This window comes from Streptomyces sp. NPDC127129 (genome assembly GCF_042671585.1).
Classification (GTDB): Bacteria; Actinomycetota; Actinomycetes; order Streptomycetales; family Streptomycetaceae; genus Streptomyces.
The window spans coordinates 113,829-127,987 of record NZ_JBHXTV010000001.1 but is presented as its reverse complement, the minus strand read 5'-3'; the positions used below and the strand labels follow the sequence as shown (position 1 = coordinate 127,987).

Sequence of the window (14,159 nt, the reverse complement as noted above, 5' to 3'; positions counted from 1 at the left end):
CACGATGAACAACTCAGCAGCGAACACCGGCCGAGTGCTGTGGGCGGGACTTCGCGCCCTCCTCGTCCTGACCGTGATCACCGGTGTCCTCTACCCGCTCGCCGTCACCGGCATCTCCCAGCTGGCCTTCCACGACAAGGCCAACGGATCCGAGATCAAGAGCGAGGGGAAGGTCGTCGGTTCCGAACTCATCGGCCAGACCTACAATCTGCCGCTCAAGGAGGGCGAGGAGACGGCGGCCCCGGACCTGAAGTGGTTCCAGCCGCGCCCGTCGAACGGCCTCGGCTCCAACAGCGTCAACACCCAGTACTCGATCATCCTCTCCGGCGCGACCAACCGGTCGGGTGACAACGCGGACCTGATCCAGTGGGTCAAGGACGCCAAGGCCGCCGTGGTCAAGGACAATTCGGTGAGCGGCTACACGGTGAGGCCGTCGGACGTCCCCGCCGACGCGGTCACCTCCTCCGGTTCGGGCCTGGACCCGCACATCTCCCCGGAGTACGCCAAGCTCCAGGTCCACCGGGTCGCGGAGAGGAACCACCTCACCGTCGCCCAGGTCGACAAGCTGGTCGCCGACCACACCGACGACCGCATCCTCGGCTTCATCGGCGAACCCAGGGTCAACGTCCTCCAACTCAACATCGCGCTCAAGGAATTGACCAAGGGCTGATGGCCTTATCGAAGCGGCATGGGAGCCGGCGGACCCGGGAGTGCCCCGGGTCCGCCGGCTCCCGCAGCACGTCGGACGGCACGAGCTACACGAACCACACGAAATACAAGAGCCACACGAACCGCACGTACAAGAGGAAGGCAGCACGCCGATGACGCGGGTGCTGGTGGTCGAGGACGATTCGCAGCTCGCACGAGCGCTGGTGATCAACCTGCAAGCGCGCCGATACGTGGTGGATGTGGCGCCGGACGGCGCCACGGCACTGTCCCTTGCCGCTTCCGAACCACCGGACGTGCTGATCGTCGACCTGGGGCTTCCGGACATGGACGGCGTCGACGTCATCAAGGCGTTGCGCCGCTGGAGCCGTTCGCCCGTGCTCGTCCTCTCGGCGCGCAGTGGTTCCGAGGACAAGATCCGTGCACTCGACGCCGGCGCCGACGACTACATGACCAAGCCCTTCAGCATGGACGAGCTCCTGGCCCGGCTGCGGGCCGCCACCCGTCGTTCGGCCGAGGCGCCCACGCCCGAACCGGTCGCGGGGGGCCGGGTCAGCACCGACGACTTCACGGTCGACCTGGTGGCCAAGAGGGTGCGGCGTGCGGAACGCGACGTACGGCTCACCCCGACCGAATGGCACCTGCTGGAAATACTGATCTGCAACCCGGGGCGGCTCATCAGCCAGCGCCGACTGCTCCAGGAGGTATGGGGCCCGAGCTACGGCACGAAGACGAACTACCTGCGGGTCTACATGGCCCAGCTGCGACGCAAACTGGAAGTGGACCCGTCGCATCCCCGCTATCTGATCACCGAACCCGGTATGGGCTACCGGTTCGAACCGTAGGAGAGACGCAGTACATGGGACGCGGAAAGCTGCGTATCTACCTGGGAGCGGCGCCGGGGGTCGGCAAGACGTACTCCATGCTCTCCGAGGGGCACCGGCGCGTCGAACGCGGGACGGACTGCGTCGTCGCGTTCGTGGAGCACCACAACCGGCCCCGCACCGAGGTGATGCTGCACGGCCTGGAGATGATCCCGCGCCGGACCATCGAGTACCGGGGGACCTCCTTCACCGAGATGGACGTGGATGCCGTCCTGGCGCGGCGGCCCGCCGTCGCGCTCGTCGACGAGCTGCCGCACACGAACGTTCCGGGCTCGCGGAACGCCAAGCGCTGGCAGGACGTCGAGGAGCTGCTCGCGGCCGGCATCGACGTCGTGTCGACGGTCAACATCCAGCACCTGGAGTCCCTCGGGGACGTCGTCGAGGCCATCACGGGCATCCGGCAGAAGGAGACCGTCCCGGACGAGATCGTCCGGCGCGCCGACCAGATCGAGCTGGTCGACATGTCGCCCCAGGCGCTGCGCCGCCGCATGGCGCACGGCAACATCTACAAGCCGGACAAGGTCGACGCGGCCCTGTCCAACTACTTCCGGCCCGGCAACCTCACCGCCCTGCGCGAGCTGGCCCTGCTCTGGACGGCCGACCGGGTCGACGAGTACCTGCAGGAGTACCGGACCGAACACCGCGTCTCCAAGATCTGGGGCTCCCGGGAACGGATCGTCGTCGGACTCACGGGCGGCTCGGAGGGGCGGACCCTGATACGCCGCGCGGTGCGGCTGGCCGAGAAGGGCGCGGGTGGTGAGGTGCTCGCCGTCTACATCTCGCGCAGCGACGGTCTGACCTCGGCCTCCCCGAAGGAGCTGGCGGTCCAGCGGACCCTCGTCGAGGACCTCGGCGGCACTTTCCACCATGTCGTCGGTGACGACGTTTCCGCCGGGCTGCTCGAATTCGCGCGCGGGGTGAACGCCACGCAGATCGTGCTGGGCGTGAGTCGGCGCCGCTCCTGGCAGTACCTCTTCGGCCCTGGTGTCAGCGGTACGGTCGCCAGGGAATCCGGGCCGGACCTCGACGTCCACATCGTCACCCATGACGAGGCCGCCAAGGGCCGCCGGCTGCCCGGCCCTGGGGGCGCCCGGCTCGGACGGTCCCGGACGATCTGGGGCTGGCTCGTCGGCCTTGCCGGTCCGGGCCTCCTCACACTCCTGCTCAGCACCGCCGTCCCCGACATGGGCCTGGCCAACGACGTCCTGCTCTACCTCACGCTCACCGTCGCGGCGGCTCTCCTGGGTGGACTCAAGCCGGCCCTGGCCTCCGCGGCCGTCGGATCGCTGCTCCTGAACTGGTTCTTCACCCCGCCGATACACCAGCTCACCATCGCCGACCCGCGCAACATCGTCGCCCTGGCGATCTTCGTGGGGGTGGCGATCTCGGTGGCCTCGGTCGTGGACCTGGCAGCACGCCGCACCCACCAGGCGGCCCGCCTGCGGGCCGAGTCGGAGACCCTGTCCTTCCTCGCCGGGAGCGTGCTGCGAGGCGAGACGACGCTCGAAGCGCTCCTCGAACGGGTCCGGGAGACCTTCTCCATGGAGTCGGTCGCCCTCCTGGAACGCCCCGACGAGACGGAGCCGTGGTCCTGCGTCGCCGTCGTCGGCCACCGGCCGGCCGGTCGCCCGGAGGACGCGGACGTGGACATGCCGGTCGGCGACCACCTGGCCCTCGCCCTGACGGGCCGGGTGCTGCCCGCAGAGGACCGGCGCGTGCTCGGCGCCTTCGCGGCCCAGGCCGCGGTCGTTCTCGACCGACAGCGGCTCGTGGGCCAGGCGGAGGAGGCCCGGAAAATGGCGGAGGGCAACAAGATCCGTACGTCACTTCTCGCGGCCGTCAGCCACGACCTGCGCACGCCGCTCGCCGGCATCAAGGCGTCGGTGACGTCGTTGCGCTCCGACGACGTGGAATGGTCGGAGGAGGACCGCGCCGAACTCCTCGAAGGCATCGAGGAGGGCGCCGACCGTCTCGACCACCTCGTCGGGAACCTGCTCGACATGTCCCGGCTTGAGACGGGCACGGTCACCGCCGTCATCCGGGAGACCGACCTCGACGAGGTCGTCCCGATGGCACTGCTCGGCGTCCCCGAGGACAGCGTGGAACTCGACATCCCCGAGACGCTCCCGATGGTCGCCGTCGACCGCGGCCTCCTTGAACGGGCGGTCGCCAACATCGTCGAGAACGCGGTCAAGTACAGCCCGCCCGGGCAGCCCGTCCTCGTCTCGGCGAGCGCTCTGGCCGATCGCGTCGAACTACGGGTCGTCGACCGCGGCCCCGGGGTCCCCGACGAGGCCAAGGACCGCATCTTCGGCGCTTTCCAGCGCTACGGCGACACCCCGCGCGGCGAGGGAGTCGGTCTCGGACTGGCGGTGGCGCGCGGCTTCGCGGAGGCGATGGGCGGCACCCTGACGGCGGAGGACACCCCCGGCGGCGGCCTGACCATGACGGTCAGCCTGCGGATGGCCGACGGCTCTCCGCCCTCCCACCCGGACCTGGCGGCCGAGGCGACCACCTGACACGGGCGCGCCGGGTTCGGTCCCGCTACTCGTCACCCGGTGCCTTCAAAAGCCGCTCCAGCTCACTCCCGGCCTCGTCGTACCCGGCGTCGGAGATCCGTTGCAGCTCGCGCAGGTCGCCGGCCGCGGACGCGCGTCGGGTGAGGAGGAACCCGGCGCGCATGGATCCCTCGTCCAGCAGTTCGCTCAGTTCTTCCAGGTCGCCGGCCGCGTCGACAAGGTCGGCCAGCCGGTCCAAGGCGCTCTCGTTGCCCTCGTCGGCGAGCTCGCGCAGAGTCTCACGATCGATGTTCACGTTCTTCATGACGCCATGGTGCGACCCTGCCCCTGGGGAAAGGTCAAGTGGGACGATGGCCGGGTGATCACCATCGGGCAGCTGGCCGGCTACGTCGGCGTGTCGATCAAGACCATCCGCGTCTACCACGACAAGGGACTGCTCCCCGAGCCCGACCGCGACGCCTCCGGCTACCGGCGGTACACCGCCGACGACGTCATCGACCTCATCAAGATCCGGACGCTCGCCCAGGCGGGCGTCCCCCTGGCCCGCATCCGCGACCTGAGATCAGCGACCGACGAGGAGTTCCAGCAGGCGCTGCACGGGATCGACGACGAGCTCACCGCCCGCATCCGTGACCTGCGGGCGACGCAGGGGCGACTGCGCCGACTTGCCGCCGGGCAGTTGGCACCGGTGCCCGCCGAGGTCGCCGCACACCTGGAGCGGCTGGCCGACTGGGGATTCACCCCGCGCTGGGTGGACCTCCAACGCGACCTGTGGATCCTCGTCTTCGCCACCCACCCCGGCCACGCGGACGCGCTCTTTCGCGACCAGTCCGAGTCCCTCGCCGACCCGGCACTACGGCAGCTCTTCCTCGACTACGACCAAGCGCACGACCTGGACGCCCGGGATCCACGCATCGACGAACTCGCCCACCGCATCGTCGAGGCGACCCGGGAACGCTACGGGAGCGGCCCCGACGAACTGCCCGAGCTGGACACGGCCTCCAAGATCCCCGCCCTCATCCAGGCGACGGTCAATGCTTCGTCGCCGGCCTGGCAGCGTTTGGACACGCTCATTCGGGCGCAACTCGGGTGGTGACCCGTCAGGCTTGTTGCCGGGACCGTGGTTGTCAGGTGTTGCGCGGGGTCAACAGGCCGGATTCGTAGGCGAGGACGACGAGTTGGTCCCGATCGCGAGCGTGCAGTTTGGTCATGTCACGGTTGATGTGGGTTTTCGCGGTCAGCGGGCTGATGACCATGCGGTGGGCGATCTCGTCGTTGGACAAGCCATGCGCGACCAGGACGACGGCCTCTCGTTCGCGGCTGGTCAGCTCCTCCAGCGCCGTGCTGGTGTCGGTGAGGAGCGGCTGGGTGACGTACCGGTCGATCAGCTTGCGGGTGATCGAGGGCGCGAGCAGCGCGTCGCCACGTGCGGCGACGCGTACCGCGGGAGTTCGGCCTGGACGGTGAAGCCGCCCTCGCCGCGCGGTGCTGCCTGGAATCGGCCTCCGAGGGCGGTGACGCGTTCTCGCATCCCGAGCAGTCCCATGCCGGGCGGCGGGGCGGTGTCCGGCGTGGCCCGCCCGTCGTCGTCCACCCGCAGGGCGACAACGTCCGCACGGTGGGCGATGCAGACCGATGCCTTGGTGGCGTCGGCGTGACGGGCGATGTGGCCCTGTTCTCCCGAAGCTGCCGCGAAGTGACAAGTAACTCAGCGTGTCGTTAGGGCCTTGGCTTCTGTGCGAGGTTCAGGAACCTCGCTGCCAGTGAGGGCGGCGAAGTCGGCGCGGGCCTGTTCGACGGCTTCCGGGTACGCCGCCCGTTTCTCGTGCTCGGCGAGTGCCCGGTAGATGCTGGCGACAGAGGGGTTCTGACCCTTGCGCTTGCCGGTGGGGATGATCAGATCGGACTGGATCTGCTCGACGGACTCGCCGCCCGCGCGGCGCCGCAGCACGGTATGCAGCATGTCCTCGGTGATGACCGGCGGCCGGCCGCCGTGCTTGCCCTTGCGGGCCGCGGTGTCGAGCCCCTCCAGCGTCGACTCCCGAATGTTCTCCCGCTCGGTCTCCGCCATCGCCGCGAAGAACGCGAACAGCAGCTTTCCCGGCCCGGTGGGGTCGTAGATGCCGGGCAGGGGCCCGGCCAGCATCTCCAGCACCAGGCCGTGCGCGGTGAGGTGGTCGGCGAGCGCAGTCAGCTCGGCGGCGTCCCGCCCGAGCCGCTTCATCTCGTACACGGTGAAGATGACCCGGCAGTGCGGGGCGTGCGCCTTGACCTCCCGCGCCGTCCTCAGCGCCTCCTCGAACCGGGGGCGGACGCGGACGCGGGTGCTGATCTTCTCGCTGAAGATCTTGTCCCTCGGGATGCCGCGCTTGCTGAGCGCGTCGAGCTGGGAGTCGAGTTCCTGCCCGAGGGTCGAGCACCGCGCGTAGCCGATGCGGATGTCCGCGCTCGGCAGGTCCGGGTCGGCCGGCGTCGGCGGCGGGGTGCCCGGGCGCCACGGCCGGCCCGGTCCGCGGTCGGCCGGGGTGGGCACCCGCAGCGCCTTCTTCAGCCGGGGCACTTGGGTGAAGCGGCGGGTGTGGTAGGCGGAGGCGACCGCGCCGCCGCGCGAGCGGCAGGGCGAGCCGGGCTGTGAGTCACACTTCGGACAGGCGTGCTGTTCGACGTCGTCCGCGTCCGACCGGTCGGCCGGGGATGGGTGCTGAGGGGGCGTCATGGGCCCGGATTTTCGCACAATGCAAGTCTTAGAAGGGGGTCCGTCCCGCTTTTGAGTGAGAACGGGTTCTGCGAACGAATCCGGGATCGGTGGGGGTCCGGCGGCCTGCGATTGATCTTGCTCGCGCAAAGGACCGTTTCTGCGAAGCAGTCCGACCGTCCCGCGAGGGGTGACCGCAGGGCCTTCAAAGATCGGCCGGAGCGGTCTACGGTACCGAGGCGCCTTGGCGCTGCCGGGCGAGAATTGCGCTGACCGTCTTGCCGCCGGACGGCCGGCGGGTGACCGAGGTGGTGTGGGCGAGGCGGTTGACCATGGGCCAGCCGAAGCCTCCGGTGCCGCCGTTCAGGTCAGGGGTGCGCATGCGCGGCGCCTGCGGGCTGCGGTCGTGCACGGCTACCTCGATGCTGTCCGGATGCGCGGTCAGGTCCAGGGTGCAGCTGCCGCCGCCGTGGCGCAGGGCGTTGGTGACGAGCTCCGAGACGACCAGGACCAACGGTGTCGGCGGCCTCGGCTGGGATCGGATCCACGAGATCCGCGAGGAAGTCCGGGCGCTGTCGCGTGCGACGGCGACGGACATCGCGGATCGGGCGGGTACGACAGTGACGCTCATCGTGTCCATCAGGTCACCTGGCCTCTGCATCGTCATGCCCGGTTGTCTGCACGGTGCTTGCGCCCGGCCTGTGGTCCGCCAACCCCTGTGTCATCGCTGTTCGAGCTCGATTACCTCATCGTCGAACACACGAAAATCTATGGTGGCTGAAGTAGACATTAGGTGGTGGCCTGGTTATGGTTTCTCTCGTACCCAGGAAGTCAGCAGGGCCTGGCAGAGACGAACTGCCGGCAGCAGTACCTGCAGTTGCAGTTGGCAGGACGGTGCGGTGGCGGAGTTTCGAAGCCAGGGTTGTTGCAGGACGGCGACGGGACTGGCGACCGGACCGGGTGGCCCGCAGTGATCAGGGGCCGCCGTGAGCAGTACCGCAGTTGACGCAGTACCCAGCAGTGAAGTCAGTGCGCAGTACCTCGGTGAAGGCGTCGGCTGCGGACGCGCGCACCGGGGAGTTCGGCAGTGGGGTTCTAAGCCAGAGCAGACGCAGGACGGGCGACGGGGCTGGCTGCCGAAGGGTGGCGCTGTCACAGGCCGCTGAGCAGTTCGCAGTACCGGTAGTACACCGTTGATCAACGAGGGAAGAACGGAGGAGCCAGGCGCCATCAGGATCGCCCGGGCGGAAGTCTTGAGCCCGGGTACCGCAGGACATCGATAGTGAGGTGGTCTCCGGTCAAGCAACCGCGATCCCCGCGCACCCGACAGCTCCCAAGTCGGGTCGGCGGAAACAGAATGCCGGCGCAGTACCAGGGCCGGCAGATGGTGTAGTTCCTTCGGGGCCCTGGTGTCGTAAGACACCAGGGCCCCTCAAGCGTGTTCCACAGAGAGGTGCAATGACAGCAGACGACTCCTTCGGCCGTCTCGACGACGACGACTATCCCGCCTACACCATGGGGCGGGCCGCCGAGATGCTCGGCACCACCCAGGGCTTCCTCCGCGCCATCGGCGAAGCCCGCCTGATCACCCCGCTTCGCTCCGCGGGCGGGCACCGCCGCTACTCCCGCTACCAACTGCGCATCGCCGCCCGGGCCCGGGAGCTCGTCGACCACGGGACCCCGATCGAGGCCGCCTGCCGCATCGTCATCCTCGAAGACCAGCTCGAAGAAGCCCAGCGCATCAACGCCGAATACCGCCGCGCCGCCGAGTCATCCGCTCCGCCGGCCTCAGCCTGAGACGGCGAAGACCTGCAACTACCCAAGTGGCTTCGCGGCTGGCGCCCGCGCATACTGCCCGGGACGCTTCGGCGTCCCGGGCAACGTCGTATTCAGCCGGCTCCGGCCCCGCCCGGAGCCCGGCTGTCACGCCGGGGCTGCGGCGGCCTGTCCCTGCGGGGTGCGCGGGCCGTGCACCGTCGTCCAACCCTCCCTGGCGCTGGAAGGGCACGAACCGTTTACGCGGCCGGGTTGAGTTCGGCCTGGCCGAACAGCAGGGCCCAGCCGGTGGGGAGCTGGTTCAGGATGCGGGTGATCAGGTCGGCGCCGGCGTGGACGGTGACGGCGGCGAAGACGGATCCGGTGTCCCACCGGGTGGTGGCCAGGGAGGCGCCGGAGCGGGCGGCGAGGTCCTTGACGAAGGTCCAGCCGGTCAGCGGCTGGGGGTCGGGGATCTGCGCGGTCAGGACACGCGCGGCCTCCAGTGGGAGGCAGGCGGCCAGGTCGACGCGTTCGTCGCCGGTCAGCTGACGTCCCAGCCCCGAAAGGACCAGGCGGACGGCTTCGTCTGCTCGCTCGCGGGTGGGGTAGGCGCCTTCGTAGCGGACCTTCTCCAGCATCTGCTCATACGCCGTCGAGTACGGCTGCTGCTGCTCAAGCGGTACGCGTACGTCGGTGATCACTGCGGTGCATGCCTTTCGTGGAGCGGTGCGGGTGTGTGGCACCGAGGTAGGGATCAGGTGGGCTGGGGGCGGCCGAAGAGGAGGTCGTAGCCTGCGGGGAGCTGGAGCAGGATTTCGCCCATCAGGTCGTCGCCGGCGGTGTCGGCGACCGTGGACAGTACGGCGCTGACGTCCCAGGTCGCGGTGTGCTCGGTGGCGCCCTCGATCCAGGCCGCGGTCGCCCTGACGAAACGCTCCGGGGGGAGCGGTTCGGCGCTCTGGAGCGGGTTGAGCAGGATCAGGGCGAATTCCTCCGGCAGGCGGGCTGCGAGCCGGGCGCGGACGTCGCCGACCAGGTGCGCGCCGAGCAGGGCGAGCACCACGCGGGCCGCGCGCTCGGCTTCCTCCGGAGTGTCGTACTCGCCGCGTTCCTTGACGTGGTCGAGGAAGGCTTCGTGTCGCAGAGTCATCTCGGCCGCCACCCCTTCTGGTTGTTCGGTTGCCCGTAGGGGTGCGGAGGGCGGGATGGAGGGGGAGATCAGGTGCCCGTCCTCCGCACCGGTCCGGCCGGTGTCAGCCGGAGATCTCCTTGTGGCCGGTCCCGACGCCGATGGAGATCTTGCGGGGCTTGGCGCGCTCGGCGATCGGGATGCGCAGGGTGAGCACGCCGGCGTCGTAGTCGGCCTGGATGTGCTCGGTGTCGAGGGTGTCGGCGAGCACGATCTGGCGGGAGAAGACGCCCAGCGGCCGCTCGGACAGTTCCATCTGCACGTCGTCGGCCTTCGCCACCGGCCGGCGCTCGGCCTTGACGGTGAGCATGTTCCGCTCGACGTCGATGTCGATCGCGTCGGCGCTGACGCCGGGGAGGTCGAAGGCCACCACGTACTGGTCACCCTCGCGGTAGGCGTCCATCGGCATCGCCGACGGCTTCGACCAGGTACCCGGACCCAGCAGCTGCTGCGTCAGCCGGTCCAGCTCACGGAAGGGGTCAGTGCGCATCAACATCGTGAAAACACCTCCAGCAGGTTCAGGCAGTTGCTGCCAATGCGCTGCACTGACACCGTTGTAACATGTCATCCAATGGATGACAAACATGATGTCGTCGACCTGATGACAACACGAGGGAGGTGCCCGTGAACCCGGCCGACCAGCCGACGCCGACCACCGCCGACGCCCACAGTCCGGCGTCTTTCCTCGCCGCCGCAGCGGCCCTGAACGCCATAGACGCCGCCCTGCGCGAAGCCCGGCACGAGGCACCCGACACTCCTGGTGCCGGGCCGGGTCCGGAGCAGGCCCTGGCCTCCCTGATGCTGCTGCGGCAGGTCCGCGAGCAGCTCGCCGGCTGGGAGACCGGCCTGATCGAGGTGGCCCGCGACGCGGGCGCCAGCTGGGCCGACCTCGCCCCGCCCCTGGGCGTCGCCAGCCGTCAGGCCGCCGAACGCAAATACCTGCGCGGCCGCCCCGGCCCTGCAGGAACCACCGGCGAGCAGCGCGTGACGGCCACCCGCCAGGCCCGGGCCGCCGACCGCACGACCGCTGCCTGGGCGCGCCGCAACGCGGCCGACCTGCGCCGCCTCGCCGGGCAGATCACTGCCCTCACCGACCTGCCTGCCTCCGCCCGCCGCCACGTCAGCGAGCTCCACGCGGCCCTCGCCCACGACGATCCGGCCGACCTCACCGGCCCCCTGGCCGCCGCCCGCCCCCACCTGGCCGCCGCCCACCCCGATCTCGCCGCCCGGCTCGACACCCTCACAGCCCCGTAGTACGAGTCGACGATCCAGCGCCCTCCGGCGACGCCGGGCGGTGCGGCCGGGTCTTCAGGATGCCGACCCGGCCGCACCGGCCGCCGCCGACTGTGCGGTTTCCGCCTCGGGCTCGGCACGAGGACCGGGCACCGTGGCCGCCGCCGCGGCGGCGAGGGCGAGGTGGGAGTTCATGTCCAGCTCGAACCGGCCGTAGGGGTTCACGTGGGTCCAGAACAGCGGGGACAGGGCCCGCCGGTCGGCGTCGGTGAGCCGCTTCTGCCACTTCTCCTCGCTCAGGATGTCCTGGAGGAGCAGGGTGTTGACGTGCACCAGCGCGGACTGGAGCAGGTGCAGGGCGAGCATGGACACCTCCTGGGACTCCTTGTCGGAGCCGGTCAGGTCGCCGTCCTTGCCGTAGAACAGGTCGTGGTTGGCGCTGTTCCAGTTCTCCACGACCTGGAGGCCGTCGTTGATCTCGCGGCGCAGGCCGGCGTCCGCGAGGTAGTCGCAGATGAACGCCGTACGTACCGCCCGTCCGAGTTCCTCGATCGCCCGGTACGTCGGGTGCTTGGGCCCACCGCGGGTGAAGCGGCGCAGGACCTGCTCGGCCTCGGCGGTGCCCAGGCGTAGGGCGGTGGTGTACTTCACGATCTGGTCGTACTGCTGGCGGATCAGGTCCCAGTCGATCGTCTTGGTCGACAGCACCGGCGCCAGGTTCGGCCACTTCTCGTCCTTCCCGGCCGTCGGCCGGTACAGCCGCGCGGAGCCGACGTTCTTCAGCCGGGGCAGCAGGTTGAAGCCGAGCATGTGGGCGAAGGCGAACCCGACGATGGAGGCGCCGTGCGTGTCGGTGTACTGCCGGTCGATCTCCACGTCCGTGCAGTGCCGCAGCACGCCCTCGATCATCGCGGCGACCTCGGAGGCCGAGCAGGACTTGAGCTGGCTGTAGACGCACAGCGACTTCTTCTCGACGTGCCAGTAGATCATCACCCCGGGTCCGCGGTACCGCTGGTGCCACTCGGTCATGAAGTTGCTGGACCAGGAGCCGAACTTCTTGGAATCGCTCGCGCAGGCGGTGCCCTCGCCCCACCACGCGGCATCGCGGGCGGCGAAGGTGGAGTTGACCAGCCGCACCAGCGCGGAGCGCAGGTTGGCCCGGTTGACGAACAGGTGCCGCACCCGCCGCAGAACGGCCTCGCTCTCGCCGTGCCTGCCGGTGACCGCGACCCGCTTGATCCCCATGTTCGTACCCAGGGCGAACAACACCAGCAGCAGGCGGCGCCGCAGCACCGCCTTCGGGACCGCCTCCCGCGTGGCGACCGAGGTGAACTCGGACGTGAAGCCGGTGGCGAACTCTGCCTCCTTGAGGATGTCGATCAGGTCGATGGTGCCCCAGCGGCGTTCGATCTCCGCCTTCAGCGCGACCAGGTTCTCCGGTTCTTCCTGCTTGCCCAGCGGCGAGACCTTGATCCACGGCTCGCCGTGCCGGCGGACGATGTCCACCCCGCCCGTGGTGCCCACCTCCAGCGCCGTGTCGAAGCGGGTCAGAGCCTCGCGCAGCCGCTTCTGAAGGGCCCCGATGAACTTCTCCGGGTCCTGCGGCTGGCGGATCGCGTCGTAGTGGACATCGCGGTTGTCCTCGAAGTCCGGTGGCAGATCGTCCTCCGGGTTCTGCCACCGATTCGCGCCCGGCACCCAGATCTCCCGCCGCCGCAGCGCGTCCCGCAGCGCCACGAGCACGCACAGCTCGTACGGGATGCGCTCCACCCGGCCGCGCTCGTCCACCACCGCCTTGCGCCACTCATCTCGCACCACCCCCGCGAGCGGGATCTTCTCCGCCTCGTCGAAGAACGCACCCTCCTTGGCGATGGGCTGGTCCAGGTACCGCTTGAGCAGGTCGATCGCGTCCATCACCGGCCGGTAGGCGGTGTTGTTGCACTTCATCTCCAACGCGTTCAGCAGCGGCGAGAGCATCCGCCGCCAGTGGTTGGAGTACGACGAGCGCAGCACTGTACGCACCCGGGCCCGGTAACGGGCTTCGTTCGCCGCCGCCTCCGCCGCCAGCGCCTTCAGCGTCGACTCCCCGGCCACCGGATAGATCACCTTGCGGACCGTGCCGCCCGGCTCCGCGACCGCCGCCTCAGCCAGCCGCAGCAGGATGCCCTCCTTGCCGCGGACCCGCTTCATCTCCTTGTTGAACTCGCCCTCGACCTTCTTCTCCGCCCGTGTGTTGATCTTCTGCACGAGCTGGATGAACAACTCCACCAGCGAGTCGGTGATCTCCGTCTCCCGCACGTGGCACAGCGTGGCCAGCAGCGTGTACCGCACCGGGCCGGCCGCCGCCCGCAAGTCCGAGGGGTACTCCTTCGACGCCCGTGCCCGCCAGGCGGCCACCAGCTTCTCCGACACGTCCCCAAACAGCTCCGGCGGCAGCTCCAGCGCGCGCACCCGCTGGAGCTTGTTCACCTCCGCCAGGAGGCTGTCCAGCCCCAGCGCGCCCGGGTCGGCCTTCAGCTCGGTGAAGAACGTGCCCCCGCCGCCCGTGCTGTCCTCGCTCGCGTCGGCGTCCTCGGCGATCAGGTCATCCAGCCGGGACCGGGTCGCCGCCGACAGCCGGCCCACCGTGGTCGCGCAGAACCGTTCCTCGAAGGTCTTGACCGCCGACCCCACCAGGCGGGTGATACGCCCCGGCGTGGGCGGCTCCAGCCTGTCCTTGCGGCAGCGGGCCACCACGGCCTCCGCCAGCCGGTCACGGGACAGCTCCACCCCGCACAGCTCCACCGCCAGCCACTCGGCAAGCTGGGCCTGGTCCTCCTCCGTGCACTCGCGGAAGCCGAACGCGCCCCGGATCTCCACCCGGTGCCGCTTGATCGCCCGCCCCGCCCAGTCGTACGCGGCCCACTCCTCGGCGGGAACCTTCACCTGCTGGGCAACGTACGACACCGCCGGCGCCGGGATCTCCTCGGCGTTCTCCGGGAACCGGGCCTCCACCTCGAAGAACTTCAGCAGCAGCGCGAACCCCAACCGGTTCGCCCCCGACTTGTTCCGCAGCCGCTCCTGGTCCTCCTCCAGCAGCGTCCAGACCTCGATCAGGTCCTCCGGCTCCCATTCCTGCCGCACCCCGGGCTCCTTCCGGTCGTCATGACCGGACCAACGTCGCCGAGCACGGCCCCCGATGAACCCAGAAGATCGAAAACGCTGACAAGCGCACC

General features: G+C 69.7%; 13 protein-coding genes and 2 pseudogenes. 6 read left to right on the top strand and 9 right to left on the bottom strand.

The genetic code is table 11. The features are described from left to right. Positions 1-4 precede the first annotated feature (4 nt). The 3 genes from ACFVGW_RS00535 (at position 5) to ACFVGW_RS00525 (ending at position 4,069) form a co-directional block, all read left to right on the top strand. Entirely contained in the window at positions 5-670 is a 666-nt protein-coding gene (locus ACFVGW_RS00535) for a potassium-transporting ATPase subunit C (RefSeq protein ID WP_385850123.1), read from the top strand. 151 nt (positions 671-821) lie between these two features. Next, on the top strand, positions 822-1,511 hold the full coding sequence (locus ACFVGW_RS00530) for a response regulator (protein WP_385850122.1): 690 nt from the start codon (positions 822-824) through the stop codon (positions 1,509-1,511). 14 nt (positions 1,512-1,525) lie between these two features. Beyond that, positions 1,526-4,069: an ATP-binding protein gene (locus ACFVGW_RS00525; RefSeq protein WP_385850121.1), complete on the top strand. Its 2,544-nt coding sequence runs from the start codon at positions 1,526-1,528 to the stop codon at positions 4,067-4,069. 25 nt (positions 4,070-4,094) lie between these two features. On the opposite strand, the gene ACFVGW_RS00520 is transcribed toward ACFVGW_RS00525, so the two are convergent. Next, positions 4,095-4,373 carry a hypothetical protein gene (locus ACFVGW_RS00520; RefSeq protein ID WP_385850120.1) on the bottom strand — a complete coding sequence of 93 codons (279 nt, stop codon included), beginning with the start codon at positions 4,371-4,373 and terminating at the stop codon, positions 4,095-4,097. A gap of 54 nt (positions 4,374-4,427) precedes the next feature. Between ACFVGW_RS00520 and ACFVGW_RS00515 the strand changes: the two genes are divergently transcribed. Then, positions 4,428-5,165 (top strand): MerR family transcriptional regulator, encoded by a 738-nt coding sequence (locus ACFVGW_RS00515; protein WP_385850119.1) that lies wholly within the window; start codon positions 4,428-4,430, stop codon positions 5,163-5,165. A gap of 31 nt (positions 5,166-5,196) precedes the next feature. On the opposite strand, the pseudogene ACFVGW_RS00510 reads toward ACFVGW_RS00515, so the two are convergent. From ACFVGW_RS00510 to ACFVGW_RS00495, 4 genes and pseudogenes are all read right to left on the bottom strand, one after another. Continuing rightward, a pseudogene (locus ACFVGW_RS00510) lies at positions 5,197-5,514 on the bottom strand (response regulator transcription factor); the annotation flags it as partial. Further along, positions 5,454-5,738: pseudogene (locus tag ACFVGW_RS00505) on the bottom strand (hypothetical protein); the annotation flags it as partial. The pseudogenes ACFVGW_RS00510 and ACFVGW_RS00505, both read right to left, overlap by 61 nt. 39 nt (positions 5,739-5,777) lie before the next feature. Further along, positions 5,778-6,785, bottom strand: coding sequence for a recombinase family protein (locus ACFVGW_RS00500; RefSeq protein ID WP_385850118.1), 1,008 nt, complete (start codon positions 6,783-6,785; stop codon positions 5,778-5,780). 205 nt (positions 6,786-6,990) lie between these two features. Next, positions 6,991-7,404 (bottom strand): ATP-binding protein, encoded by a 414-nt coding sequence (locus tag ACFVGW_RS00495; protein WP_385850117.1) that lies wholly within the window; start codon positions 7,402-7,404, stop codon positions 6,991-6,993. An 818-nt stretch (positions 7,405-8,222) separates the two neighbouring features. Here ACFVGW_RS00495 and ACFVGW_RS00490 point away from each other — a divergent pair. Then, positions 8,223-8,561: a MerR family transcriptional regulator gene (locus tag ACFVGW_RS00490; RefSeq protein WP_385850116.1), complete on the top strand. Its 339-nt coding sequence runs from the start codon at positions 8,223-8,225 to the stop codon at positions 8,559-8,561. Between the two features lie 218 nt (positions 8,562-8,779). On the opposite strand, the gene ACFVGW_RS00485 is transcribed toward ACFVGW_RS00490, so the two are convergent. The 3 genes from ACFVGW_RS00485 to ACFVGW_RS00475 all read right to left on the bottom strand — a co-directional run bounded on the left by ACFVGW_RS00485 (position 8,780) and on the right by ACFVGW_RS00475 (position 10,207). Further along, the gene (locus tag ACFVGW_RS00485; RefSeq protein ID WP_385850115.1) at positions 8,780-9,223 is read right to left on the bottom strand and encodes a DUF2267 domain-containing protein; all 444 of its coding nucleotides are present in this window, start codon (positions 9,221-9,223) and stop codon (positions 8,780-8,782) included. A 53-nt stretch (positions 9,224-9,276) separates the two neighbouring features. After that, positions 9,277-9,672, bottom strand: coding sequence for a DUF2267 domain-containing protein (locus ACFVGW_RS00480; RefSeq protein ID WP_385850114.1), 396 nt, complete (start codon positions 9,670-9,672; stop codon positions 9,277-9,279). Between the two features lie 103 nt (positions 9,673-9,775). Further along, entirely contained in the window at positions 9,776-10,207 is a 432-nt protein-coding gene (locus tag ACFVGW_RS00475) for an Hsp20/alpha crystallin family protein (RefSeq protein ID WP_385850113.1), read from the bottom strand. 128 nt (positions 10,208-10,335) lie between these two features. Here ACFVGW_RS00475 and ACFVGW_RS00470 point away from each other — a divergent pair, with 128 nt between their 5' ends. Next, entirely contained in the window at positions 10,336-10,965 is a 630-nt protein-coding gene (locus tag ACFVGW_RS00470; RefSeq protein ID WP_385850112.1) for a type III effector protein, read from the top strand. 54 nt (positions 10,966-11,019) lie between these two features. Here ACFVGW_RS00470 and ACFVGW_RS00465 read toward each other — a convergent pair whose 3' ends face one another. Beyond that, complete coding sequence (locus ACFVGW_RS00465) at positions 11,020-14,067, bottom strand: Tn3 family transposase (RefSeq protein WP_385850111.1); 3,048 nt, start codon at positions 14,065-14,067, stop codon at positions 11,020-11,022. Positions 14,068-14,159 lie beyond the last annotated feature (92 nt).